Genomic DNA, 26746 nt, shown 5'->3' on the forward strand with positions numbered 1-26746 from the left:
ACTACTACAGTATTTGATAAACACGCACTTTTAACTATAGTATATAACTTTTTTCATCTGTTTTCCATTAATTTCTATCGAAATATGCTAAAATCCCTTCGATTTGAAGGGATTCGCCACAATTTATCGATTAAAGTGCTTGTGACACTCACAACTTAAGCAGGGGTTGAGGTAACGAGTGTTTTTTCATCGGAAAAAACCAAAGGATTCTTAGCTATTAAATCTTCATAAAACAGCGCTTGACAGGTCCAGTAATAAGGGAATACATAGAGCCCTAGGAGCCCTAACGTCAAGATAACGCCAATAAACCAGCCAATAAAAGAAAGATCTAACAAGAATCGACGCCATTTATTCCCACTCATCAATTGCCAACTTTGTTTAAATATCTTGAAGGGCGATGTGTACAAATCCTTGTCCAAATAGTCATATAGCAAAAAGGAGACCTGACTGAGCCCATAATTAATATATAAATTCAAAACAATCCCAACTAGCATAAGTATGAGACCTAAATACAAATTTGTCGAATTGAAAAGGCTCGAAAAATCTGGAGAATATCCAACAGGCGCTTCAACAATAAAAATTGAATTATAAAATGAAAGTAATATCAATGCAACTCCGACTGTAGTTGGAAATGCAGCAACATAGAGAAAAATTTGTTTCAATAAAATTGTCACTACAATCGGTAAAAAATTTTTACCATCAAGCAGAGAAAAGCAATCTTTGAACGAAACGATACTTTTCTCATTACGGACCACCCTAATCAATTGAAAACAAGCTGTTACAAGCAAGCATTGTACTAAGAAATCAAAAAGGGATGACGGACCAAGTGAAATATAATGAATAGTGCGTGTCACACCATTTTTCACAAAAGTGTTTCCCCATAAAACAATACCTGCCTGTCCCCACATCCGATCTAAAACATCTGATAGGACCATAATGAGAACAGGTGCTAAAAATAAGGTCATCATCCCATCCGTACTTTCACGAATGGCTGTTGCTTTAGCACGAATATCTCGATTTGACATCGCACTTCTCCTTTCATATTTGTGTCTCTCTTTAATATATTATACTATCTTATTTTTTAATTTTCCAGTATTTCTATAAAAAAATTGTAGAAAAAATCCCTTCAAATAAAGAAGAGATAAACATTATTTTGCTTCAGAATGACCATAGCCATAGAAGAAATAAATGAACATACCAATTACTAAGGCAATTCCAAAAGCTAACCAAGTATCAAGACTGTATTGGAACATAAAGGAAAGACAAATCAGAATTGATAAAATAGGCAATAAGGGTACCAGCGGTGTTTTAAACTGACCTTCTTTTGGCAACCCATCTATTTGTCTAAGACGAATGATACCGACTGCTAACATCATCAAATAGGCTAAAGTACAAATATTCAGAAAGGAAGCAATGGTTGCTAAAGGAAAAATACCCGCACAGATCACCGCAAATATTCCAACCAGTATCGTCGCATTCTTAGGAACCTTACTGGTTTTGGTCAATTGACTCAAGGATTTCGGCAATAATCCATCGCGACTAATCGAATACACCATCCGTGAGAGTGCATAAGTCATCGAGATGCATACTGTAATCAAGGTCAGAATGGCCACAACAGAAATATAACTTGCTGCCCAGCCTAAACCAACCTCCCGCAACGCAAAAGCAACCGCATCTGCCACATTCAACTTAGAATAATGCACCATCCCTGTTAAGACTAATGTCACTATAATGTACAATATTGTGACAATGAAGAGGGATAAGACGATTCCCTTTGGCACATTCTTTTCAGGTGTTTTTACCTCATCTATAGCTAGCGAAATGGATTCAAAGCCAAGAAAGGCAAAGAACATGAGAGAAGCTCCTGCCATTATACCTGCTTGACCACCGTAAATCGCTCCAAACCCAAAGGGCGCAAAATCAGCCCAATTGGACGGTTTAATAAAGAACATACCAGCAATCACAAACAAGGCCAAGGCAGAGAATTTTAAGATAACTAAGGCTGAATTAAAACGAAGTGCCGCCTTAGAATTTAGTAAAACAACCCCTATTACGAAAACCAAGACCAGAACTGGTAAGAGGTCTACATAAGTACCCGCAGCAGGGTTGAAGGTACCATTCAATGCAGTTGGCATAGAAATACCAAAATGAGCTAAGAGTCCTTTCAAATATGCACCCCATCCCGATGCAACACTCGAAACTGCTGTCAAGAACTCCATAATGGTCAGCCAACCAGCAATCCAAGCAGGAAATTCTCCGAAAACCGTGTACAGATACCCATAAGCTCCGCCGTTCGAAGGTATGCGTGAGGCAAATTCAGCATAGAATAATGCTGTCAAACCAACTGAAATTGCTGCTATGACGATAGAAATAATTAAGGCAGGACCAGCATATTGGGCAGCAGCCAACCCCGTCACTGTAAAAATACCTGTCCCCACCATTGAACCAATCCCTAAAAAGATCAAATCAACCAAACCCAAGTGGCGCCGCATTTGACTACTGCGCTCCCCTACCTGTTTTTTCCTCAACAGATTCATAAACAACTCCTAAACCATAGATTGTTGATAAGTTATCATCCTAGATAAACGCTCTCATATTCTTTGAAAATCACTAGAAAAAATCACAACGCTCCATTATACAATAAAAACCAGCATTTCGCACGAAAATAAAAAAAGTGAAAGATCGTCTGACATCATCAGACAAACTTCCACTTCTTCTTATTCAGGATTGATGACAACCTGTTGCAAGTAATTCTTTTTATCCAATTGACCAGTAAACTGATCGCCTACCTTAATAAATGGCAACTGGTCTGTACTGTCTTCAGTAGCCTTAACCTTATAAATCTTGCCTTCCGATTGGATATAATATACCGTTGACCCACCAATCATTTGGCTGGCAACTGCCTCCACCTTGCCCGTTACCACTTCAGTAGGTTGACTCGAATCTCCATTTGTCGTAGTTGCAAGTCCAGCTAGACTAGATGCATCCCTACCAGTAACTTGTGAAATTAAGCTGGCCACATCATTGTTTACTGTGACTTGTTGGTAATCTTCTGCATCTACCAATGCGTAAGATTTAACCAAACCAGCATCATCTTTTAGGGATACCAAATAGTAAGCTGTATCCGCTAATTTGACTAAACTTGGAGCAGTTGCTTTGTAGCCTTTCTCCTGCACTTCCCCTTCTGCTGACTCTTGAGCAGCTGACTCTGTTGCCGAAGCCAATTTGTAGTTAGTAATTTCACGAGTACGCATATTGACAAGGATAAAACCAAGATTTGATGAATCCGCTGTCGCTGAGGTAATACCGGTATAGAGATAAATATCTGAACCGATGGAAATATAATTATAACTATCCGTAGTATTTTTCACACCTGTTTGGCTGAAAATGGTATTCCAAAAACCATTCTGGTAGGTGTAATGATCATCAACACGACTGATGACATTTTCAGCAGAATAAACACGGTCCACCCATTCAGGAATCTCTTCTAGACGATACTTCTTACTTTCTCCTGTAACCGCATCTAACACAATAGCACCAATTGGATCATGTGATGACAGTCCAAATTTTGGCTCGTATATCGTTGCAATATAGTAGGGATTCCCTTTGTCATCCACTTCAAACGAAGGCTTACCAAAAATAGTTGATGGGTACTGGAGACGAAGATGTCGCAAAGTATCATTAAGTAAAAACTCAGAATCAGAGTAATGCATGGCTTCGTTCAGCTTGGCAAGTTCTGCCTTACCTGTCGTCTGATTAACTTTTACATAGTAGCCAATACCATCTTGGTGATTGCTCAGCCATTTCCAAAAACTCTTATACTCTAATGGAGACACACGAAACGGTTGCTGTCCGATTGTAATTTGGCGGTAATCATTCGAAATACCAAACTGTGAAACCTTATCGATGGTACCCAGATAGGTATCACCAATCTTTTCAGCCGACGCACGATCTAAAAGTGCCAATTTTGAAATATCTGTCTCAGGAAAATCTGTCTTAAAATCCGCTTCTTCCACAGTCACTACTGAAGCATAATCTTTCGCACGAAAAATATGAGAATTGATGACCCCTAGAACTATAATCAGCAAAACAAATACAACCCAAACACGGCCCAACCAACTGAGATAAGTCGGCAATTTCCCCGACGAAAATTGGTAAGACTCCACTTGACGATTACGACCTGAAATCTTGGTAACTTTCCGAATCGGACTAGTTTTGCTAGTGATTGCGAGTACAATCCACAACAAGCCAAAAGACTGAAGTATGAAAAACCAAAATTCTAGACTCAGAAAATTGAAAGCTGGTAGCTGAAACCAATAGTAAACTAGGATTTCCAAAATGAGAGCAAGCCAGACAAAACCAATCAATATTCTTTTCATATATACCTCCACAAACATTAATTTATTAGTTATATTATAACATAGTTTTGGTAATTGCATACAAGTAACTAAAACATATTTCCAAACTCCCTATTCGCTCGGAATCAGTATTTTTGATATAATATTAGTCAGAACAAACTAGAAAAGGAACCATATGAAACTTATTTCTTGGAACATTGATTCCCTAAATGCCGCTCTTACAGCTGAATCTCCTCGTGCATTGCTGTCACGCGCCGTCATCGAAACTCTTGTAGCAGAGGACGCTGACATCATTGCAATTCAGGAAACCAAGCTATCTGATAAGGGACCTACTAAGAAGCATCTCGAAATATTAGAATCCTATTTCCCTGACTATTTCAATACTTGGCGCTCATCAGTGGAGCCCGCTCGCAAAGGGTATGCAGGAACACTCTTTCTCTATAAGAACCACCTCACTCCTACAATAACATTCCCTGAGATTGGGGCACCAACCACCATGGATGCCGAGGGGCGCATCATCACGCTTGAGTTTGATGAATTTTTTGTTACACAGGTCTATACACCAAATGCAGGCGATGGTTTGAAGAGATTGGCTGACCGCCAAATCTGGGACCTCCAATATGCTGCCTACCTTTCACAACTAGATCGCCAAAAACCTGTTCTCGCAACAGGCGATTACAACGTTGCGCATAAGGAAATCGACCTTGCAAATCCAGCAAGCAATCGTCAGTCCCCAGGTTTTACAGATGAAGAACGTCAAGGCTTTACAAATCTATTAGCCCATGGTTTTACAGATACCTTCCGTCATTTACATGGTGATGTTCTTAACGCCTATACTTGGTGGGCACAACGTAGCCGCACCAGTAAAATCAACAATACTGGCTGGAGAATTGATTACTGGCTAGTTAGTGACCGAGTGGCTGATAAGGTTACCAAATCGGACATGATTGATTCTGGTGCTCGTCAAGACCATACACCAATTGTGATGGAAATTAACGTCTAATCCCCTTACAAACCTAGCAAAAGCTAGGTTTTTAAAATCAACAGATTTGTAAACGATTGCAAAATGTGGTATAATATATATATAAACTAGTAAAGGAGGAGTCATGAATCATAAAAAAATCGAAAGAAAATCTCTTATCGTGTCCTCAATCGTAAATGGATTGAGCGGAACAGCGGGTCTGGCTGTGTACATTATGACAGGATTAAACGCACTGCTCTTAGATGGTGTCTTTTCACTCATTGCTTTTGTTTCCTCAATGGTAGCCTTTTATATTTCAAAAAATAGCCATCGGAAAACAACTACTTTTCCACAGGGACTCTATTTTTTAGAACCTCTATATGCCATCATGAAATCACTCGCAACCCTACTATTATTACTATTTGCAGTATTAGAAACAAGTGCTACTGCTTTTGCCTATTTCGTCAACGGGATAGGTCATACAATGACCACTGGCCCAGTTGTTCCCTACACAATAACCATGTTCCTTGTTTGTATGGGACTCTATTTCTATAATCGCCACATGAGTGCAAGATTAAACCACATGTCCATCATTATCCAAGCAGAGTCTAAGGGAAATTTAGTTGATGGTCTTATTTCAGGAGCCATCGGTTTGGCTGTCATTCTCCTTCACTTTATCCCAATCAGTAGTCCATTCGGTTTTTTACATTACACAGGGGACTTTTTCCTAACTGTGGTACTAGCTCTCATTTCCTTTAAAGAACCATGGGATGGGCTGGTTGCTTCCTTTAAAGAATTAGCAAACGGGACCATTCAAGCACCCGAAATTCACGATTCCATTTATGAAATTTTAGAAACCTATTTAGATGACCATGCGGGCAATATTGAAATACATATTTTCAAGCAGGGAATGAATATACGAGTAAAGATCAACCTGCACAATGTTCAGCATGAAATTGTTAGAAAACTGCTGGAAGATAAGCAGCAAATGCTCTATTTACTAAAGAAGAAACACGAATACATTTCCGTCGAATACGCATTATGAAAAAAATCTCGATCTTTCAAAGGTCGAGATTTTCATATTTGGTTCGGTAACCAATCTGTAGAATTTTACCGTCTTTGATCAACAAAGGGCGTTTGATAAGCATACCATCATTTGCTAGTAAACCAAGTGCATCTTCTAAAGTCAGACTGTCAAATTTATCCTTCAAACCTAACTCGCGATAGCTATTTCCGGAGGTATTGAAGTATTTTTTCAATTCAAATCCTGTCGCCTCCATCCAGTCTTTTAATTGACTTGCACTTGGTGGGGTCGTTTTGATATCAATCGCTTCAAATTCCACACCTAATTTGATTAACTCAGACTTAGCTGCACGACAAGTAGAACATTTTGGATATTCATAAAATAAAATCATTTCTTTACCTCAAATCCTGGAATTTCATGTTGCAAGAGCCAGATTTTCTTGTCTAGACCGCCAGCATAACCTGTCAATTTTCCATCCCCACTTAATACTCTATGGCATGGAATAATAATGGATAGGGGGTTACGACCTACCGCGCCACCAATAGCCTGACCTGATTGAATACCAAGTTCTTTGGCAATTTGCCCATAAGTAGTCGTTTGACCCGCAGGAATTTCTTGCAATATCTTCCAAACTTTTAACTGAAATGCTGTCCCTCTTAGATCAAGTGGCAGGGGACTAAAATCTGGATTTTCCCCAGAAAAATAGCTTATTAACAAGTCACATGCTTGCTCTAAGACATGATGAGAAGTGACAGATACCTCTTCCGTCACTCCTTTTTCATAATACTTCTGTCCCTCAAACCAAGCGCCCATCAAGCCTTTATCACTAGCTATAAGGGAGATTGAGCCTAAGGGACTCTTATAGATTTGTTTATATAGCATTATTTATGTTTAATTACTCGCACTTTTGTAATCGCATCTGCCGCCTTGAATTTTTCGACCAAATTCGCGATTTTGGTTTCATCAGATTCATCTAAATCCAACAATGTATAGGCGTAATCACCTTTAGATCGGTTAATGATGTTATCGATGTTAATCCCTAATTCAGATACAGCCGTTGTAATACTTGCAACAATATTTGGCACATTTTTATTGATCAAGGTAATACGGTACGGTGCATCCAAGAACTGTTTCACATTCGGGAAGTTAACTGAATTAATGATTTCACCAGTTTCCATAAAACGACGAATGGTCTGACCAGCAGCAATAGCACAATTCAGTTCAGCCTCTTCTGTTGATCCACCAACGTGTGGAAAGACGATAATGTTTTCTTTGTTGAGAACTTCCTCGGTACCGAAGTCGGTAATATAGTTCTTAATCACTCCCGCTTCGATTGCCTCGAAAAGGTCTGCATTGACAACCAATTCGCCACGAGCAAAATTAATGAGGGTTGTTCCTTTTTTCATCTGTCCAAAACTATCTGAATTGAAAAGTCCGCGAGTCTTATCTGTCAATGGTACATGAACAGTAATGTAATCGGCGTTGGTGAAAATTTCCTTTAAGTCATCCACACGTTTGACATGGCTTGAAATCGTCCAAGCTGTTTCAACAGACACATAGGGATCATAACCAAGAACATTCATTCCCAAACGACGTGCATCATTCGCAATACGGGCACCAATTGCACCCAAGCCGATGACACCCAAGGTTTTTCCTGAAATCTCTGTTCCTGCAAATTGTTTCTTACCTGCTTCAACTTGCTTTGGCACATCATCTCCTGAAAGGGTGTTAGCCCATGCAGTCGCTCCGATATAGTCACGTGCTGACAAGAGGATGGAAGCAATAACTGCTTCTTTTACCGCATTGGCATTGGCACCAGGAGTGTTGAAAACCACAATTCCCTTCTCAGTCGCTTCTTCAATTGGAATATTGTTGGTTCCAGCACCTGCACGAGCAATCGCTTTAAGATTTTCAGGAAAATCAAATCCATGCAAGTTTTCAGAACGAATAATAAAGGCATCAGGATTATTTGCATGATCTCCATCAATCTGGAATTTATTGCCCAATTCTTTCAGGCCAACTTGGTTGATATTATTAAAAGTACGTACGCTAAATACCATTTATTTTTACCTAAAAAGGCGGAATAGCTACCGCCTTTACTTTCTATAATTCATTAATTATTTCCGAGTAACCAACGGTCGTCTTCATCAATCTCTTGATAAAGACTACGTTCGTTCTTGTGTTTGATTTTTTGATAGGCTAACCGTTCTCCATCTATTGGAACCTTTCCACAATAGACATAGCCCAGTTTTTGTAATATATGTTGCATTGCCTTATTTTGCTCATGAGTATCGCAGCGGAAATCTGGTCCTTTTTGCCCCTCAATTAAGCCTTGCAAAAAAGTTTGAATAACTCCCTGACCACGAAACTCATTGGAAGTTGCCACTCTATGGAAAGTCGTATAGACAGGATTGTTATGGTGCCATTTTCCATCGTAAATTGCCTCATACTCTTCTTCCTGACCACGGTTAACCGCTGCATAAGCAGCCACTTTTCCGTCCACTAAGCCAACATACCCACGTCCAGAAAGGATATCGTCAAAGACATTGTCTTTATTGGGATACTCTCCCTGCCATTGATGAATACCAGAAGATGCTAGAAAAGCCCTAGCTTCTTCAAGAATATTGACAATAGCCTCTATCTCGTTTGGATGCGCTAATCTAATTTCCATTAAGCATTCTCCGCAGCAAATTTCTTCATGAATTCGATTAAATCAACCACACCTTGACGTGGGAAGGCATTGTATAATGATGCCCGCATTCCGCCAACTGAACGGTGACCTTTGATATTCTTAAATCCAGCTGCAGTCGCTTCTTTGACAAATTTTGCATCCAATTCTTCACTTGGTGAAACAAAAGGAATGTTGGCTACTGAACGCTCTTCTTTTTTGCGAACAGGATTTGTGTAGAAATCAGACTGGTCGATATAGTCATAAAGCAAACCAGATTTTTCACGGTTGATTTTTTCCATCTCATCAACACCACCAATTTCTTTCACCCAATCAAAGACGAGTTTAGAAATATAGATAGAGTATGCTGGTGGTGTATTATACAGGGACTCATTTTCTGCTTGAATACGGTAGTCCAACATGCTTGAAAGCATTGGCTGATCATTGAGGAAATCCTCACGAACAATCACCACCGTCACACCTGCAGGGCCAATATTCTTTTGGGCCCCAGCATAAATCATGGCAAAATCTTCAACATTATAACGAGCTGCTAAAATATTTGAAGACATATCAGCAATCACTGGCACACCATTAGTGTCAGGAATATCATATACAGCTGTTCCTTCAATAGTGTTATTTGTTGTCAAATGCACATAGGCTGCACTTGGATCAATATCATTTTTATCGAAAGTTGGCAATTCTGCATAGGTAATATCTTCTGTTGAACCAAGCAAAATTGGTTCAAAGGCAATAGTTTTAGACAACTTCACTGCCTCAGTATAGGCTTTTTTGCCCCATGAACCACCTACAAGATAGTAAGCTTTTTTGCCTTGAGCGAAGTTGAGCGGAATCATTGTAAATTCTAATGATGCTCCGCCTTGCAAGAAAATAACTTTATAGTTATCAGGAATCGCCATCAATTCACGAAGTGTTGCCTCAGCGCTCTTTATAATATCATCAAAGTCCTTGGAGCGATGCGACATCTCCAAAACACTCATTCCCGAACCATTGTAGTCCAAGAATTCAGCTTGGGCGCGTTCAAGTACTGGTTTTGGCAATACTGCAGGACCTGCAGAAAAGTTGTAGATTGTCATAAAATCCCTCCAATATGTTAGTCTGTTCATTATATCACAAATATTCAGACAATTCCATAAAATGTTTTAATTTCATAAAAAAATTCGGTTTTGGGTTTGATATACATACAAAACTAGACTATTTATCCCGATTTCGATGTTGTTTCTTTTATATTCTCCCACATAGTTCATAATAAATGCAAATTTATACACCATACATTAACAAATAATGAGAAAATTCAACTTTGAAGTATGAAAAAAATGACTAGCACTGCTAATCATTTTAGATGACTGGGTCAATATTTAATTCTGGTATGATTCTTGTTAAAAATTACTTGGTTCGTTCTTCTTTCGGTCGAGCGAAAAATTGTTTGGGCTCGCCCTCTTCGATAATATGGCCACCTTCCATAAAGATGACGTGATTGGCGACATCTCTAGCAAAACTCATTTCATGCGTAACCACTACCATCGTAATCCCTTCCTGTGCCAATTCCTTCATGACCGACAAGACATCACCAATTAACTCTGGGTCTAAAGCAGAAGTTGGCTCATCAAACAGGATGACATCTGGTTTTACCGCAATAGCACGCGCAATACCTATCCGTTGCTGCTGCCCACCTGAAAGCTGACTCGGATAGGCATCTCGTTTGTCCGATAAACCAACTTTCGCTAGGGCTTTTTCCGCAATTTCTAAGGCTTCACCTTTTGGAATTTTCCTTGCAATCACTAATCCTTCTAAGATATTTTCAATAGCTGTTTTATTGGCAAATAGATTATAATTTTGAAAAACAAAGGCTGTTTTTTGACGAATTTCTAATACTTCTTTTCGGCTGATTTTGGCCAAATCATAGTCTTTTCCATCCAGAGTCAATTGCCCTGCGTCAGCCTTCTCCAAATAATTAAGGGTCCTCAAGAAAGTTGTCTTTCCAGAACCAGATGGACCGAGAATGACAACGACATCTCCCTGATCAACCCTTAAACTAACACCGTCCAAAACCTTTTTATCACCAAAGGATTTCTCAATATTTTTAACTTCTAACATATCTTCTCCTATACAAGTTTTACATAATTTTCAAGTTTTTTAAAACAATTGTTAGGAAAATTAAAGGAGGCTGCTTTCTAAAAAGTTTGAATTAAAGATTAACTCAGTTTCTTTTTTTACTTTAATTAAATACTGTATAGTTTCATCTTCGAAAGGTTTAGGAATTACACAAGCAGGTGCTAATATTAAACCTTTCCCGTGAGTTCTAAAAATTGTACGATAAATCTGATGATGTAGTTCATTATAATTTGAATCACTCACATCGTGTCGATTTATTCCACCCATTATAACCTTTTTAGAATAGATTTGACCTTCTCGAGGAGATGGATAACTTTCTCCTATATGCCAATTAATTGCTTGCACAGGATAATCTTTTACAATATCAAACATAATCCTATTACCGTGCAAATGAACTGTATTAAACCAGCCATCCTCTGCTTTTTCTAAAACTTGTAAATCATATGGTCGACCATATTCAATATATTGTTTCTGATTTAATCTATCGAAAGTACTTAGTTGACTCGCGAAATATATTCCATCAGCCCCAATTTTTATTGCTTCTTCAACAAACTCTCGAGTAATTTCTGTAATTTTTTCAAGTGCCTCTTTTAATAATAATCCACCAGCTTCATCTTCTTCAATCATTTCTTGAATGTGTCCATCACAAATTTTATCCGCAATTGTTAACGGGCTAAATACTGTGATTACAACAGGAACCTCACCGTCAACCTTTTCAAGCAACAACTTAAGATATTTTAATTCTCGTTGCAACGCAGGTGATGATTTCAGACTTAGTTGTTTAAGAGATTTCCAATCTGAGTAACTATTTATTGGAGTTGAATGGATTTGGGCAACCCCACCAAATTCAATTTTAGAATAATCAATAATACAGCCGAAATCCTCGGTTGCATACATTCCATTATTCATTGTCTTGATGAAATCTAAGTTATATTTTTTATAAAGTTTATAACTTTCTTCAGCAATTAATTCTGGCTCTCTATCTACCTCTGGAAAATGTGACCAAAATGAAAATGGAATATCTTCTACGAATTCACCATTAAGAACTTTTTTTATTTTATTATTTTTTGTCATTAAATACTCCTCAACTTTTATGGAATAGTGTAATATCTATGGAATACTGAAATCAAAAATTGGAAAAATAAGCAAATAATCCAATAAATAATTCCAGCCACAAAGAAAGAAAAAATATATTCTGAAGAAAGTGCTGCCTCATATCTTGCCTCTGCCATTATATCCACAAAGCCAATTAGAAAAGCTACAGAAAGTGATTTTACAATTTTTAACAATGAATTTAGTACAATTGGAAATGCTGTTGGTAATAACTGTGGAATCACAATTCTTCGTAGTATCTGATTTGTTGTTAGTCCAATTGAATAACCAGCCTCAAATTGTGCGATATCTATTGCTTGATAAATTCCTCTTAAATTTTCCGATTCTAAGACAATTTGATATGATCCATAACATATTAATACCATCAATAAAATCGGGAAATTTTGCGGCTGATAGTCTTTCCCTATTAGTTTACATAATGTTTCAATTACCTTGGGCAATATAGCTTGTCCGATTAATAATTGAACAACAATTGGTACTCCACGAGTAAAAGAAACATATAAATTTAAGATACTAGATATAAATACATAATCTTTAGAACGAATAAATGCAACAATGGTACCACCAAATAGACCGATAAGTAATATTAATAATGCAATTAGTAAGGTATATGGTACAACTAAGATTATATTATTTATAATATTCATTTTATCCACCCTGTTTTCCTCAATTCATTAAAAATCTATTTGTGTATCTTTCTAGTTTTATAAAGATTCTTCCAATAAACCAACAAAAGAACCAATAGATTAATGCAACCGTAAAGTATATTTCAATTTGATATATACCAAATGAATTCGCTGATAATATCTTTGCTTGACCCATTATATCGGCTACACCAATGATGAACAATAACGAAGTGTCTAAAAATAAGTCAATACAAGTGTTACAGATACTTGGTAAAATGATTGGAAACATTTGAGGAATGATTATCCTAATTACTGTTTGTATCGAAGTCATCCCAATACTAATTCCAGCTTCAAACTGAGTTTTAGGAATTGCTTCAAATGCTGGTCTTATTATTTCTGAAATTATCGAACCATGATAGATACAAAGTGCTAGGATGGAAAAATAAACTTTATTCCAACTATTAATATCAATATTGAACTTCAGTAATATGCTGGGCAATCCATAAAATACGAGAAATAAATGTACTAGTCCAGGAACGCTCCTAGAGAATGAGATAAAAATTTTAACAATTGTATTAATAATCGGAATTTCAATTTTTCTAATTAGCACAATCGCTATTGCTAATATTAGGGCTGTGATGAATGATAGAATAAAAACTATAAACACAACCGGTATTTTGGAAACTAAACTAGGTAATATTTCAATAATATACTCGATCTTCATCTTCAGCCCATCACCTCATCCTACTGTTCAGTTATTTCATACTGAAACATATCTTCTCCAAACCATTTTTTTGAAAGCTCTGATAAAGTGCCATCATCTTTTAATTTCTTAATTGCTTTATCAAATGCATCTTTAAATTCTTTCTGATCTTTAGAAATAATAAAGTATGTACCATTAACTTGTACTGGTTCATCGGCAGTAACAATATCCAAACCTAATTGTTCAATAATATTATCAGCACCAAAATTTGATGGCATAACAACAGCATCATATTTTCCATCGGCTAGACCTTGATACCGTTGGGCCAACTCCCCACTTTCACCTAATGGAATCGTAATCTGATTATCTTTATTTTTATTGTTATAAGTTGTTAACAAATTGAATATTCCACCATTTGCTGTAACAGGACTAATTTTTCTTCCAACCAAATCATCTAATGTCTGAATATCTTCATCCTCAGCTCGTTTATATATTTCAATTGTACTGACGCCTGTATTCTCTGTCGGAAAAAGATATTTTTCCTCTCGAGCTTCAGTTTTAAATAGACCTCCCCCAACTAGATCATACTTTCCACTTTCAATACCGACTTCTGCTGCTTCAGCTGATACAGACTCAATCGCTATTTCGTATCCTTCTATTACCTTATTTACATTTTCAATAATATCAACTTCATAACCAACCAATTCACCTTTATCATTTGTATAACTTAAAGGTTGTGTATTTTGTTCTAAAGCTACCGTAACTTTATTCGAATCTGAACTAACATCCTTTGTAGAAGCACTATTTTTAAAAATAAAAAAGAAAGCTAGAAAAACCACAACGACAATATAAAAATATTTTTTCATAAAATGTCTCCTTAAATTTTTTCTCTATCTTACCATCGCAATTTATACTTGCAAAATCTATATTTTTTATCGTTAGCTATAAGAAAAATTTATTATAAAAGCCAACTATCCATTGCTATAGTTTTTAATAATAGCATTTAGCATAATACCGTCATTTTTGATGAATTTTATCTATTTAAGTACGATTTGCATGAGCATTATTCGAGAAAATACATTTTTGAGATAAAAAATGTAGTATTTTCATCGATTTTCTTTTTCCCCATAGATAAAGACTATCGCGTCATAGTTTATTTGTATTGGAGTTTTACCGAAAATATAGGGTTGGTTTTGCTATAATAACACTAGAAATGGTAAAGGAGGTGCTACATGAATTTACAACAATGTCGGTATGTTGAAGCTGTTGCACGAGCAGGTTCTTTTAGCCAAGCAGCAAAAGAACTGTTTGTGACTCAGCCAAATCTGTCAAGCTCTATCAAAGATTTAGAGAGTCAACTTGGGGCTCAACTATTTTTGAGGTCCAATAAAGGAGTTCGCCTCACTGAGGAGGGACATGATTTTCTAAAGTATGCTAAAAGGATTCTAGGTGAGCTCAGCCTACTTGAACACCGCTATAATAGTACTTTTAAGAAGAGTTTTACCGTTGCATCTCATCATTATGATTTTTTATCCATCCCCTTGGCCAGAATGGCAGAGCAGTATAAAGAGGACTATCAAGATTTTCAATTAATTGAAACTACTACAAAACGTATCATAGAGAGTGTTGCAAATTTCGAATCAGATGTAGGAATTATCTTTATCAATCAAGAGAATAAAGATATTCTAGAGCGGTCCATCCAAAATCAAGATTTAGAATTTACATCATTAGGAGATTTTCCTACACGTGTGTTTTTAGGGAAACAGCACCCGCTAGCTCAACTATCTGAAATATCTGAGGAAGATTTAGTTGGCTATCAGCAAGTACGATTCCGACAGGATAAATCGGGCATCACTTTTGATGAGGATCCTCTTGAAATCCATAAAAACCAAACAATCATTTATAGTAATGACAGAGGTACTGTCATGAATCTACTTTGTGCAAGCAATGCCTATGCCTCGGGTCTCGGAATTGTAAATAGTTTTATCAAAGAACAAATTGTTCTCATTCCCTTAAAAGATAGTCCAACCCATACTTTGGGTTACGTGACAAATAAAAAGAAGAATATCACAGATATTACTTCCTCTTTTATTGATGAAATCAAGCTGAGTTTGACACCACATACAACTGCATAAACAGCCTAGAATTCATTTTAAAAATGGTTTCTAGGCTGTTTTTTATGCTTAAAAAACGCATTGTTGAATGAAGAGCTTTCAGACAAGGAAATGAGATACAGCTTACTAGAATGGTCTAAGTTGGGAATATGACAAGCTGAAAGTGACGATGTATCAAAGCGAATTCAAATGTCTATTCAATATAAAAAACTAGGCATCAGCCTAGTCCATGATAGATATCGTATACTTCTTGTTTTTTTAGTTGGTAACGTTTGGCTACTTCTTTGATGGCCTGATTGGGTTTCCGACCACCTGCAATTTCCTTTTCTACCTCAGCTTTTAAATCCACTTCTTCAGCTGATGGGTGATCTTCTTCACCAGCTCCTGCTACAATTATCAGGCATTCTCCCTTAAGCGGGTTTTCTTCAAGATAGGCGAGGAGTTCTGAGATTGAACCTCTTTGGTATTCTTCAAACAGCTTGGTTAACTCCCGAACAATCGTAGCCTGACGATCACCATAAACCGATAACATATTTTCCAAGGTATCAGCCACACGGTAAGGCGATTCATAGAAAATCTGAGTCTCTGGATAGGCTCTTTTTTCTTGAAAAAATTCCTTTTGTTGTCCTGCTTTCCTCGGTAAAAAACCATAGAAAATATGTGGTTGTGGGGCTAATCCAGATGCGATGAGAGCTGTAATCCCTGCAGAAGCACCTGGAAGGGAAATTACAGGAATATTTTCTTCAATTGCTGCACGCACTAAATCGTGACCAGGGTCTGATATGGAAGGCAAACCAGCGTCAGATACTTGAGCAATTGATTGACCAGATTTGAGCCAATCAAGCAAGACAGGAATTTTATCATGAGCATTGTGTTCATGAAAGGAGGTCTGCTTGGTATCAATCTCAAAATGTTTGAGAAGCAAACCTGTGTTCCTGGTATCTTCCGATGCAATGACATCAACTTCTTTCAAGGTCTGAATGGCTCTAAAGGTCATATCCTGCAAGTTTCCAATCGGAGTGGGGACCAGATAGAGGCTCCCGAAGGGCGACTGACCCTTAAATGATTTTTGTAGTTTCATTCTAATCTCGATTCAATAATTCAATACAGAACATACACGGTTCATCATTATCTCTACGTTTGCCGTATTCATACGTACAGATATGGAAACCATCCTCATAGATATTCTCCAAATTCTCCTTACCAAAGTTTGAAGGCTTGTGTCCTATCTTATCTTCTTTCTCCAAACGCTCACGCAACTTAGAATTTTCCAAGCGTAATCGTGTATTTTCATCAATAACACTTTGAAGATGTTTTTTAATGGCGTCCACATCAGCCAAGGTTGTCAATAAATTTTGTGAAAAATCATCAAGTGCATCAAATAGTTCTTTTTTATCCATTCCTGTCCTTTCAATGATTCGTTTTACATGGTAAGGTATTCTAAACAGTTTTGCAGACTGACATTTGCCTGCCACATTTTCTTGGCTTTCAGGACTGCGTCCATTTTTTCACGAGCTATCATCTCTGTTAATCTTTCTGCAAGTAACAAGCTCAACACATCAAACAAGCGCCCCTGCTCTGCTTTTTCCACCGCTAAAGAAACCAGCACCCCTACTTGTAAATAAGCGCGGTTAGTATCAGTTAAAAGCAATTCTGTAAACTTTTTCGCTTGACCCAGCAAGTCAATAAACGATTTGTTTGTAGCTAGCCTTTTCGCCTCTTCTTGACTAGAAACCAGTCGTGCGATAAGACTCGCTTGTGTTTTCAATAAGCCTTCTTCCTCTAGAATTCTCTCTAAATATGGAAGATTTTGGGGAAATGGGATAATTTGGGTACGACTCTTTATGGTTGGTAAAACAGCTTCTTCTTGATTGGTCAAAAGAAAAATATGGATCGTCGACTGAGGCTCTTCAATAACTTTGAGCAGAGAATTTGCGGCATTCACATGCATTTTCTCAGCATCACGTATGATAAATACTTGCTGGCTAGATTCAAAACCAGACTGAGAGAAGTTCTTGACTAACTCCCGTATCGTATCTGTTTTAATGAAATTACCTTGGGGCGCCACAATGGTCACATCCGAAAAGTCATTTGATTCAATCAACCGACAAGAGCGACACTTTCCACAAGGAAGAACACCAACTTTTTCTTGGCAAAACAAAGCTTGACTTAGAAAAAGGGCCATTTCAAAGCTCGCAAAATCACCTGAAAATAGATAAGCATGTGCCAAACGACCTTGTTCTAGAATCGTGACAAATTGCTGATAGACCAGTGGTTGAAGATCTTTTAGTTCCTGAATATTCATACTCTTTCCGAAAACCGTTTCTTAATGACCGCCAGAGCATCCGCAACGACTGCTTCCAACGGTTGACTGGCATCAATTTTAACAAATCGCTCAGGCTCTTGTTCCAATAAGCTGAGATAGCCTTGACGTACCCGACGGTGCATATCTGCCTTTTCCATATCTAAGCGGTCCACATCACGATCCGCATTGCGGGCAATTCGTGCCAATCCTTCTTCTGTATCAATATCAAAATAAAGGGTCAAGTCAGGTTTTAATCCATCAGTCGCAAACTGATTGAGCCAGTTGATATCAGCCACATTGAGACCACGACCAAAACCTTGATATGCAATTGAAGAATCGATAAAACGGTCAATCAATAGTAGTTTTCCTTGAGCCAATGGTGGCAATATCTTCTCTGTTAAATGCTGACGTCGAGCAGCAATAAACAATAACAGCTCCGTTTTGTCATCCATTTCGGTATTTGCAGGATTGAGAATTATATTACGAATCTCCTCTGCAATGGCTACACCTCCTGGCTCTCTCGTTGTCACCACTTCAGGTCCCAGCTCTTGTAAAGCTGGTAATAATTCCCGTAATACCGTAGTCTTACCAGCTCCATCCGGACCTTCAAATGTAATAAACATTCCTTGTTTCACTGTCTCTACCTTTCGATTTGCTCATTCATAGTTCTTTTTATTTTACCAAAATCTAGCCAAAAAAGCACTTGAAAATTGACTTGTATTTCTTCACCAAATACCGTACAATGTCAATATAGATTTCTAAGGAGAGTGAAAAAGTATGCTACGTTTCAGAAATATTCTGTTGATTGTATTCGGTGCTGGTTTATTTGCCTTTGGTTTGAACTATCTGATCATGCCAAACCATTTATTTGAAGGCGGTGCGACAGGATTAAGTTTGATTGTTTACTATCTTTTTAAGGTACAGCCTTGGGTAATGAACATTGTTATCAATATTCCCTTATTCATCATTGGTTGGAAAATTCTGGGACGAAAAACACTCTATCTGAGCATTCTTGGAACCCTTAGTGTAACCGTTTGGTTAGCCTTATTTGAAAAGGTTCCATTTGCCATTGATTTACATGAAGACCTAATCCTTGTAAGCATCCTTGGGGGATTACTCATTGGACTTGGTCTGGGTATTATTTTCCGCTCTGGTGGGACAACTGGTGGTAGTGATATTGTTGCACGTATTGGTCACAAATACCTCCCCTATTCTATTGGCCAAATTATTTTCGCAATTGATACCATTGTTTTAACGCTGATCGTCCTTGTTTTCCAAGATATTCGTCTGGTATTATACACACTAATGATGGTTGGTATCGCTTCTAAAATAATAGACTTGGTAGCAGATGGTGGATATGGTAGCAAGGGTGTTATGATTGTTTCTGAGAAATCAGAAGAGCTTGCGCAAGCGATTGACCAAAAAATCGAACGTGGTATCACCTTCATAAAGGCGCAAGGCTTTTATAGCAAAACCAATATCAATATGATTTATTCTGTAATCTATAAAAGTCAGTTACAAGAAATGAAAGAGCTGATTCATCAAATAGATCCGCATGCCTTTATCACCATTACTGACGCACATGAGGTAATTGGCGAAGGGTTTACTTTAGATAAGAATAAACAACCTTTGCAACATGATTAATAAAACAACATAAGTAAAAAATTGTTAATATAAAAAAACACATAAAATCAATGCTTGTAGCAACAAAGATTTTATGTGTTTTTTACTAGCTTTATGCTAAGACTTCTCTATAAAATAAATATACTGTGGCTCTTCTTAACCACCGAGCGATTGGGCAATAAGTGCAATATTCATTTTCATCTATCCTTACTTACTTCTCTTTTCAGATATTTTAGTGACGATTAAGAAAAAGATATAAGATATAATTACAATGTAAGACAGAGGTCTCAAATATTCTTTATCGTAAGATAGGTGTGAGTCAAGGAACAAGATAATCGCTAAAGCAGAGCAACTGATCGCTAGACAAATATTGAAGAAATCAGATTTCATAGGATAACCTCCTGGTAAAATAAGTCAATTATTAAAAATGATGGATTAATAAATGTAATGTAAGTGAATCCTGAATGCAACTTTATAATTTTATAATAGCAAACATGTATATCTAAGTCAATCAAAAAGAGGTAACTTTTGTCAACATTTGGTCACAATATCATTCTTTCCAGTTATTTTACTACAAATAAAAACACACGGCACTACAATATCATGCTATGTGTTTAATAGTATCTAGATAATCTTCATTTTGGTGAATAAAAGTTGGGTCATCACACAAACGATATTTGGTTCTTATTGTGGGTTTTCCAACGGTTGCTCTGCTTCTGTTTGTGCTTCTTTTCCTTGGTCTAACAAGGCTGCAATAATTTTTTGGTCGCGTAATTTCACTGAGTCATTGATGGTCTCAGCAGAACGTACGATAGCTGCCTCCAACTCACGACGTTTCTGACGTCCTTCATCAATAGCTGCAATAATACCATTATTTTGAGCAACCAAACTTTCTGCTAATTTGGTAACAGATGCTACTGAAAGGGTCGGATTTTGGGCTGTCCGTTCCATCATTGGAATAGCTTCTTTTGATGTATCCGCAAGCATTTGAAGTGCAGCATTATTAGCATTGACAATCGCATCTGCCGTCTGACTTGACTTGATTGACTGTTGCAAGATGCCCAACTGTGCAATGGACAGTTTCATTGTTGGAATGGTATTGCGACGCAACATTCCCAAGCGCTGTTTCATATCTGACGATACTTTTACTAGGTTACGCATTTGGGGAGTCGTTGTCCAAGCAACATACAAACGGCTCATATATTCAGAATGCTGCTGTTCAAGGATATTTGCCACTTCGGTCACGCGCGCCAATTTCTCAGAAGCAACTTGATACTCAACAGTAGTCGGTGCCAAGTTCGCAATCTGTTCTTGTGCTTGTTTCGCTCGTTCAGCCGCTTCCTGACCAGTCGCTTCAATAAAGGCGATAACTCCGACTAAATTCTCTATCGACTTGGTATTATTTTCAATCAAAAGCTCAGCAGAGACAATATTACGTGCCAACACTTCTTCCTGCTTGACCACACTGGCTGCCATGCTATCCATTTTCTTTTCAATGGTCTGAGAATCAAAGTAGAATTCTTGCAAATCATTCTTTGCTTGTTTGAACAAGCGTTGGAAGAATCCAGGTTTCTTTTCCAATTCCACCGATGTGGAAATATCTTTATATTTCGCTACAAATCCATTCAATTCACGATTGGTATTGGCCAACAGTTCATCTACCTGTGGAATTTCAATCTTTTTCTGTTCTGACAAAATGTGATTGACCGTCGCGTTGACTTCTTCTACCGCTTCCTTACCAAAATCCAAGAGCGCATTTTGATTAGCCAAGAAATTATCAACCAACTGAGGTGCTTTTGCACGAATACCCGTCTGTTGCTCTGGCGTTAATTGAGCCAAAAACGATACTTTTTGACTATCTCCTGCTGGCGTAGCTTGGATGATTTCTGTCGTCTTGTCTTTTACATTCAAACTATTGCTTGCAATCTGATCAATATCAAAATTAAATCCTGACATCTTCTTTACTCCTCTTCCCTTTTCATCATACGTAGACTGACTTCAAAGTCTTTCATATCAGCTTCATTGAATTGCTTAATGGTATCGTCCAAATCCTTATCGAAACTTTCCATGGCCAATTTTGCCTGTGTCAAGCGTTCTTCAGCGTTGAAATAATCTTTTGGCGATTTCTTTATTTTTACATATCCTTGTAGAATATCGTTAAACCGTTGCATATTGGCCTCATGAATAGCTGTCAACTCTTCCTTTTTATCGCTTGTATTTTCTAGCTTTTCAAGAATAACAAGATTGTCTCTTTGGATATTGCAATAGGTTTCTAAAATCTCTGGCGCAATTTCTGCAATCATTGCTTGTTCATCCATTACCTTACCACCACTAGGTGAAACCTGTTCACTCGTTTCTTTTTCTACCTTAGTTTCTGGTAATTTCAATTGGTATTTCAGCTGCAAAGTATCGACAGCTTCTTTGCTTGCATAAGCGTCAAGGTATTTTCCAACCTTTTGATACAGTTGATCCAGTTCGAACAATTGACCTAGCAGGCGTTTACGCAACTGCAGGACTGACTGATTCTCTCCCTGTTCTGCTAGCAACTCTTGGTGTTTTTCATAGCCAGAACGAATGGAAAAAATCAAGGTTTGGATTCGTTTTATTTGGTCACTATTCAAGAATCGGTGAATGGCATCTCGTTTATATACATAGCCAATCAAGAGTCCAAGTGGCAGTAATATATACCAAAAACTCATGATAAAACTGATAGCAAGTAAGACCAATAATATCGTAATGCCCGAATTCTTCTTCCCATTTCTATGGTAATTTCTATATTTGTGCCCCATAGAGCCTCCTCATACATGATATACATTATTATATCACATTCCTCTAAAATACTAGAAAAATACAAAAAGAAAAAGCCAAGAAAAATCTTGACTTTTAGATAGTCTTCATATCGTTATTACCAAACAGGGATACCATGACTTTAATAATTTAAGTTATTATTTTTTATTATCGTGTGAATTATTTATACATTTATTTTTTTATTCTTGGAGGAGAAAAATCAGCTAATATATAATAATTCAGTCAGTTGTTCACGAAGTCTAGGTTCTAAACGATTTAATGAAGCTATCTTATGCAGTATATTTTGACTATTTTCCAATTCTCGAACTACAATGTGCTTTGTATCATAGTCAATTTCCAAATCTTGTAAACAAGCGTAAACTCTGTCAATAAATGTACTATTTTTTTCAAGTGGTGTAGCATCAAATGGTACCCTAGTATCCCCATTCTCCACTATCACGTCTTCCTGTCTTATTGCATGAAAAATGAGACGATGTTTCCGTTTGGCCGGAATAATAGTAGCATCACCTGAATAGGAAATGTGAACCTCCCCTTCCTCCCATCGTAGCTCACAACTAGTAATTAACCGTTTCCCATTAAGGTCTTCAACTAAGTCAAATGAATTCGATGTTCCTGGGAAAATATGCCATTCAATTATTTCCGGCAATCTCACACCTGTCTTTGCTGGTTTTGCATCCAAGGGGATTATTGCCCCTTCTTTAGCGAACACTGGAATCTCTTCTTTTTTTCTATAAATAGGAAGTTTGATTGGTCCAACATATTCGTCATCCGTGAAAAAATTATACCATTTACCCTCAGGGAACCAGACTTCAACACGTCCTTTTTTATCTGAAGGGTTTGATTTTTCAGTAACAGGAGCCACCATTAATTCTGAACCAAAAAAATACTGATTCGGAACTGAATAACTTTCATCGCTATAAGGATAATTATAGTACATAGGGGTAATTAGTGGCATACCATTTTCGTGGGTCCGCACATTCATTGTATAAAGGTATGGTATAAATTTATGTCGAAGTCGAAGATATACTTTCATACTCTCAGCAATTTCTAAACTGTAGCCCCAAGGCTCCTTACTTTGAAATGGACTATTTGAACTATGAAGGCGGTTTATAGGACTAAAGACACCAAATTGTAACCAGCGCAAAGCAAGTTCTTCATCATGATAACCGAGCATATGGCCTCCAATATCATGACTCCACCAAGTATAGCCAATATTTGACGCTGTACTGGTAAAGTAAGGTTGAAATGCTAAAGATACCCATGTTGTCACTGTATCTCCTGAAAAACCAATGGGAAATCTATGACTTCCAGGACCTGCATATCGAGATAAAATGACACTGTTATTTCCCTCTCGCGTAATATCTTTAAAATGATAATAATTCAATAACCATAGGGGATCTATCTGTCCCTCAGTCCCTTGTTGCCAGTCAATCCACCAAAAATCAACACCTTGTTTTTCTAATGGATGATGGACTTCTTCAAAATATGCCTTTCTAAAATCCTCATTTGACATGTCAAATAGCGCAGGTTCTTCAATTGTAGTATTGAGAGAAAGTCGTTTCGCTACCGCCGGATATGCATCCTCAAAGGCACGTATTCCATCAGCTGGATGTACATTTAAAGTTGTCTTCAAACCACGTTTATGCAACTCATTCAAAAATCTCTCTGGATCAGGGAATAATTTTTTATTCCATGAATAACCTGTCCATCCGCTACCAAATCTTTCTGGTACATCATTTGTTAAATGCCAATCCATATCAATTACACTTACCGAAAGAGGCACATTCTCAGCTTCAAACTTATCCATAAGACTAAGGTATCCTTCTTCTGAATAAGCCCAATATCTACTCCACCAATTTCCAAGTGCAAAACGAGGTAGCAAAGGTGTCGAACCTGTTAGGTGATAATAATCTTTTAGAGCTGTATAGTAATCTCGTCCATAACCAAAAAAGTATATATCAATAACATTCTCTGGCCTTTCTACAGGGTTGCACATTTTATCAAAAACAAAACTGCTCGAATCATCTAATATTGCAAAACCATTTTTGCTCATTATTCCATCTTCGAGTTCTATTGAGCCATCAACGAAATCCAACGTTCGATTAGTCCCGCCCAAGTTTGAATATTGGTTCCCAAAATACCAACGATTCCCATAAGCGGATAGATTGTTTTTTACATCAATAAATAATCCACTATTACTAAAAAGACTTTTATCATAGTGTAGGTGTAAAGAATCTGTAATAATTTCCAATCGATTTTCATCTTCTATTACATTAAGAGATAACTCAGAAGTAAACAATCTATTTTGAACGACTCTGGTCAATCTGTCTTCAAAATAGCCATTCTCTGAATACTCCAATCGAATTAACTGATTAGTTAAAACTGATATTCTATATTTTTTTCCTTCAAAAACTGTTTGCATAACCTCTCCTATTTTGCAATACTCAAAATGTGTTTCGTCAACCAAGCATTTAAACCTGCAAGAGCAGATATTCCACCAAATGTAAACACATATAGAGCTGTAAAAATGCCAACGATATTACTAATTGAAAAATAAACGACAAAAATATTCAGCCAGATTAAGAAAATACTATAAAATGGCTTTTTTACTATTAACAAAAAGCTATTTTTTATTGCTCGAAAAATTCCATCTTCATACAGACAAATATACGTTAGACTCACCAATAATATTATAAACCAAATTACAAAAAATCAGTGTAATATTAGATCAAAAAGGAATCTCTGCCCATAAACTATTTCAGACTAAAATGCATGATTATTATCAAGAACGGTGTTTTAACAGCATTGAAGATTGGCTGAAATACATTGAGTTTTATAGTAATACAGCTGGTGATTATATTAAACTACTTGAATCACAACAAACATTTTCACAAATTATTATCGACTATATAGACCATCACTACTCCGAAGAATTAAATCGTAAAGTGCTTGCCGATTTAGTTTTCATTAGCCCAGATCATCTTGCAAGATTATTTAAACATGAAACAGGTAAAACTCTTATAAATTATATAACAGATAAGCGAATTGAAGAAGCTAAAAAACTTTTATTAAATAGCAATGCAACAGTATATATTATTGCAGATCAAGTAGGATATGATAATTATTCATATTTTTCTAAAACATTTAAAAAAATACCGGTTTTTCACCGATTGAATTCCGACAACACCATTCTGTAGATATCTAGCAAGACATTCAATATTGACTACTCCTACCATCTTAAATTGTGAATCATTGAATGGAGATGAATTCTATTAAATTAGTACTCATCTCCATTCTTTTTTTAGCTATCTATCTCAACAATCAATCTCATAATATAGTGCCTCAAAGCTACTGATCATTCGGATATCAATAATTAATCCATTGATTTTATATCGTTGACCAAAAGAAAAAGCCAAGAAAAATCTTGACCTTTAGATATTTTTTGCGACTGTTGGAACGAGGCTGTCAACTTCAATTCCTGCATCTTCAAAGAGTGACCGAACTTCTTCTAGATCAACCTTCCCTTCAATTTGTACTTCAATGACTACTTTTCCTGATTTAGTAGCAATTTGTACAGTTGAGACGATATTATATTCTTTGTCCGAAACCAGACGAATAATTTTTTCCAATTCCCCAGCTTTATTGTCGACGATAAAACGAGCACGAACTCCTTCTTCACCGTAACCAGAGACTTGTAAAAATGCAGCAAATATATCGCGATCGGTAATCACACCATATAATTGGTCATTGTCAACGACAGGAAGAATACCCACTTTATTTTTGTACATCAAATAGGTAGCATCTTCAAGACTGGCATAACCTGAAACAGTGATCACATCCTTGATCATGACATCCTTGACCTTGGTTTTATTGAGTAGATAGTTCATCTCATAGATAGATAAACTAGTAGCTTTAGAAGGACTTGCCTCTGCAATAGTTCCCTCAGTCACCAAGCCGACCAATTTATCATTTTCAATGACAGGCAGACGGTGCAAATCCTGTTCACGCATGAGATCAGCAGCATGAGCAATCGTTGTATCTGGAGAAATGTAAACAACCTTTCGAGTCATAAAATCTTTAACAGACATGAGATACCTCCTTAGTTTCTTATGGATTCATTATAACACAAAAACGAAAACGATTTCAATGTTTTGTAAAAATAATTGAAAATACTTCGTGTTTTCTTTTCTCTGAAAGTTCTATAATGAAGTTAGCCACTTTACCTTAATCAAAATCAGCTGCTTTACTATAAATGAGTTGGCGATTGATTTCATTTGATAACAGGCTTGAAGCTGTTAGGCTAAGTTGCC

Annotated in this window: 26 protein-coding genes; 5 read left to right on the forward strand and 21 right to left on the reverse strand. The window is 36.9% G+C overall.

Annotated elements, in window-relative coordinates; genetic code table 11:
- Nucleotides 1–155 precede the first annotated feature (155 nt).
- The 3 genes from K6V48_RS07510 to K6V48_RS07520 form a co-directional block, all read right to left on the reverse strand.
- Nucleotides 156–1025: a DUF975 family protein gene (locus tag K6V48_RS07510; protein WP_024391880.1), complete on the reverse strand. Its 870-nt coding sequence runs from the start codon at nucleotides 1023–1025 to the stop codon at nucleotides 156–158.
- Between the two features lie 123 nt (nucleotides 1026–1148).
- Nucleotides 1149–2537 carry an amino acid permease gene (locus tag K6V48_RS07515; RefSeq protein ID WP_222368842.1) on the reverse strand — a complete coding sequence of 463 codons (1389 nt, stop codon included), beginning with the start codon at nucleotides 2535–2537 and terminating at the stop codon, nucleotides 1149–1151.
- Between the two features lie 180 nt (nucleotides 2538–2717).
- A complete protein-coding gene (locus tag K6V48_RS07520) occupies nucleotides 2718–4379 on the reverse strand; it encodes a hypothetical protein (protein WP_222368846.1) in 1662 nt (553 codons plus the stop codon).
- Nucleotides 4380–4533: 154 nt separating this feature from the next.
- Between K6V48_RS07520 and K6V48_RS07525 the strand changes: the two genes are divergently transcribed.
- On the forward strand, nucleotides 4534–5361 hold the full coding sequence (locus tag K6V48_RS07525; RefSeq protein WP_024404907.1) for an exodeoxyribonuclease III: 828 nt from the start codon (nucleotides 4534–4536) through the stop codon (nucleotides 5359–5361).
- 103 nt (nucleotides 5362–5464) lie between these two features.
- Nucleotides 5465–6364 (forward strand): cation transporter, encoded by a 900-nt coding sequence (locus tag K6V48_RS07530; protein WP_222368848.1) that lies wholly within the window; start codon nucleotides 5465–5467, stop codon nucleotides 6362–6364.
- Between the two features lie 16 nt (nucleotides 6365–6380).
- Here K6V48_RS07530 and K6V48_RS07535 read toward each other — a convergent pair whose 3' ends face one another.
- From K6V48_RS07535 to K6V48_RS07580, 10 genes are all read right to left on the reverse strand, one after another.
- A complete protein-coding gene (locus K6V48_RS07535) occupies nucleotides 6381–6734 on the reverse strand; it encodes an arsenate reductase family protein (protein WP_172006078.1) in 354 nt (117 codons plus the stop codon).
- Entirely contained in the window at nucleotides 6731–7228 is a 498-nt protein-coding gene (locus K6V48_RS07540) for a methylated-DNA--[protein]-cysteine S-methyltransferase (protein ID WP_404830142.1), read from the reverse strand. The genes K6V48_RS07535 and K6V48_RS07540 overlap by 4 nt, the downstream gene beginning before the upstream one ends.
- The gene (locus tag K6V48_RS07545) at nucleotides 7225–8403 is read right to left on the reverse strand and encodes a 3-phosphoglycerate dehydrogenase family protein (RefSeq protein WP_024404903.1); all 1179 of its coding nucleotides are present in this window, start codon (nucleotides 8401–8403) and stop codon (nucleotides 7225–7227) included. The genes K6V48_RS07540 and K6V48_RS07545 overlap by 4 nt, the downstream gene beginning before the upstream one ends.
- A gap of 53 nt (nucleotides 8404–8456) precedes the next feature.
- Nucleotides 8457–9014, reverse strand: a complete 558-nt coding sequence (locus K6V48_RS07550; protein WP_024404902.1) for a GNAT family N-acetyltransferase — start codon at nucleotides 9012–9014, stop codon at nucleotides 8457–8459.
- Nucleotides 9014–10105, reverse strand: coding sequence for a 3-phosphoserine/phosphohydroxythreonine transaminase (gene serC / locus K6V48_RS07555; protein WP_024397372.1), 1092 nt, complete (start codon nucleotides 10103–10105; stop codon nucleotides 9014–9016). The genes K6V48_RS07550 and serC overlap by 1 nt, the downstream gene beginning before the upstream one ends.
- Before the next feature lie 310 nt (nucleotides 10106–10415).
- On the reverse strand, nucleotides 10416–11126 hold the full coding sequence (locus tag K6V48_RS07560) for an amino acid ABC transporter ATP-binding protein (RefSeq protein WP_222368851.1): 711 nt from the start codon (nucleotides 11124–11126) through the stop codon (nucleotides 10416–10418).
- A gap of 60 nt (nucleotides 11127–11186) precedes the next feature.
- The gene (locus tag K6V48_RS07565) at nucleotides 11187–12218 is read right to left on the reverse strand and encodes a uroporphyrinogen decarboxylase family protein (RefSeq protein WP_172016317.1); all 1032 of its coding nucleotides are present in this window, start codon (nucleotides 12216–12218) and stop codon (nucleotides 11187–11189) included.
- Nucleotides 12219–12235: 17 nt separating this feature from the next.
- The gene (locus K6V48_RS07570) at nucleotides 12236–12904 is read right to left on the reverse strand and encodes an ABC transporter permease subunit (protein ID WP_222368854.1); all 669 of its coding nucleotides are present in this window, start codon (nucleotides 12902–12904) and stop codon (nucleotides 12236–12238) included.
- Between the two features lie 19 nt (nucleotides 12905–12923).
- Nucleotides 12924–13607 carry an amino acid ABC transporter permease gene (locus tag K6V48_RS07575; RefSeq protein WP_024404898.1) on the reverse strand — a complete coding sequence of 228 codons (684 nt, stop codon included), beginning with the start codon at nucleotides 13605–13607 and terminating at the stop codon, nucleotides 12924–12926.
- A 20-nt stretch (nucleotides 13608–13627) separates the two neighbouring features.
- On the reverse strand, nucleotides 13628–14452 hold the full coding sequence (locus K6V48_RS07580; protein WP_024404897.1) for a transporter substrate-binding domain-containing protein: 825 nt from the start codon (nucleotides 14450–14452) through the stop codon (nucleotides 13628–13630).
- 366 nt (nucleotides 14453–14818) lie between these two features.
- On the opposite strand from K6V48_RS07580, the gene K6V48_RS07585 reads away from it, so the two are divergent.
- Nucleotides 14819–15721, forward strand: coding sequence for a LysR family transcriptional regulator (locus K6V48_RS07585; RefSeq protein ID WP_172016314.1), 903 nt, complete (start codon nucleotides 14819–14821; stop codon nucleotides 15719–15721).
- Nucleotides 15722–15917: 196 nt separating this feature from the next.
- Here K6V48_RS07585 and rsmI read toward each other — a convergent pair whose 3' ends face one another.
- From rsmI to tmk, 4 genes are read right to left on the reverse strand one after another with little or no spacing between them, the layout of a single operon-like run.
- On the reverse strand, nucleotides 15918–16781 hold the full coding sequence (gene rsmI / locus K6V48_RS07590; protein WP_024391896.1) for a 16S rRNA (cytidine(1402)-2'-O)-methyltransferase: 864 nt from the start codon (nucleotides 16779–16781) through the stop codon (nucleotides 15918–15920).
- Nucleotide 16782: 1 nt separating this feature from the next.
- Complete coding sequence (yabA, locus tag K6V48_RS07595; RefSeq protein ID WP_024391897.1) at nucleotides 16783–17100, reverse strand: DNA replication initiation control protein YabA; 318 nt, start codon at nucleotides 17098–17100, stop codon at nucleotides 16783–16785.
- 23 nt (nucleotides 17101–17123) lie between these two features.
- Nucleotides 17124–18005, reverse strand: coding sequence for a DNA polymerase III subunit delta' (locus K6V48_RS07600; protein ID WP_024391898.1), 882 nt, complete (start codon nucleotides 18003–18005; stop codon nucleotides 17124–17126).
- Nucleotides 18002–18640 carry a dTMP kinase gene (gene tmk, locus K6V48_RS07605; protein WP_172038564.1) on the reverse strand — a complete coding sequence of 213 codons (639 nt, stop codon included), beginning with the start codon at nucleotides 18638–18640 and terminating at the stop codon, nucleotides 18002–18004. The genes K6V48_RS07600 and tmk overlap by 4 nt, the downstream gene beginning before the upstream one ends.
- A gap of 142 nt (nucleotides 18641–18782) precedes the next feature.
- Here tmk and K6V48_RS07610 point away from each other — a divergent pair, with 142 nt between their 5' ends.
- Nucleotides 18783–19649 carry a YitT family protein gene (locus K6V48_RS07610; RefSeq protein WP_172065642.1) on the forward strand — a complete coding sequence of 289 codons (867 nt, stop codon included), beginning with the start codon at nucleotides 18783–18785 and terminating at the stop codon, nucleotides 19647–19649.
- A 663-nt stretch (nucleotides 19650–20312) separates the two neighbouring features.
- On the opposite strand, the gene K6V48_RS07615 is transcribed toward K6V48_RS07610, so the two are convergent.
- From K6V48_RS07615 to K6V48_RS07625, 3 genes are all read right to left on the reverse strand, one after another.
- Nucleotides 20313–21584 (reverse strand): toxic anion resistance protein, encoded by a 1272-nt coding sequence (locus K6V48_RS07615; RefSeq protein ID WP_160863839.1) that lies wholly within the window; start codon nucleotides 21582–21584, stop codon nucleotides 20313–20315.
- Nucleotides 21585–21589: 5 nt separating this feature from the next.
- Nucleotides 21590–22417 (reverse strand): hypothetical protein, encoded by an 828-nt coding sequence (locus K6V48_RS07620; protein ID WP_222368857.1) that lies wholly within the window; start codon nucleotides 22415–22417, stop codon nucleotides 21590–21592.
- A gap of 218 nt (nucleotides 22418–22635) precedes the next feature.
- Entirely contained in the window at nucleotides 22636–24858 is a 2223-nt protein-coding gene (locus tag K6V48_RS07625) for a glycoside hydrolase family 31 protein (RefSeq protein ID WP_222368860.1), read from the reverse strand.
- Nucleotides 24859–25204: 346 nt separating this feature from the next.
- Between K6V48_RS07625 and K6V48_RS07630 the strand changes: the two genes are divergently transcribed.
- A complete protein-coding gene (locus tag K6V48_RS07630; RefSeq protein WP_222368863.1) occupies nucleotides 25205–25633 on the forward strand; it encodes a helix-turn-helix transcriptional regulator in 429 nt (142 codons plus the stop codon).
- Between the two features lie 234 nt (nucleotides 25634–25867).
- On the opposite strand, the gene K6V48_RS07635 is transcribed toward K6V48_RS07630, so the two are convergent.
- A complete protein-coding gene (locus tag K6V48_RS07635) occupies nucleotides 25868–26524 on the reverse strand; it encodes a CBS domain-containing protein (protein ID WP_024391904.1) in 657 nt (218 codons plus the stop codon).
- Nucleotides 26525–26746: the final 222 nt, after the last annotated feature.

Source organism: Streptococcus suis (genome assembly GCF_019794555.1).
Taxonomy (GTDB): Bacteria; Bacillota; Bacilli; order Lactobacillales; family Streptococcaceae; genus Streptococcus; species Streptococcus suis_AB.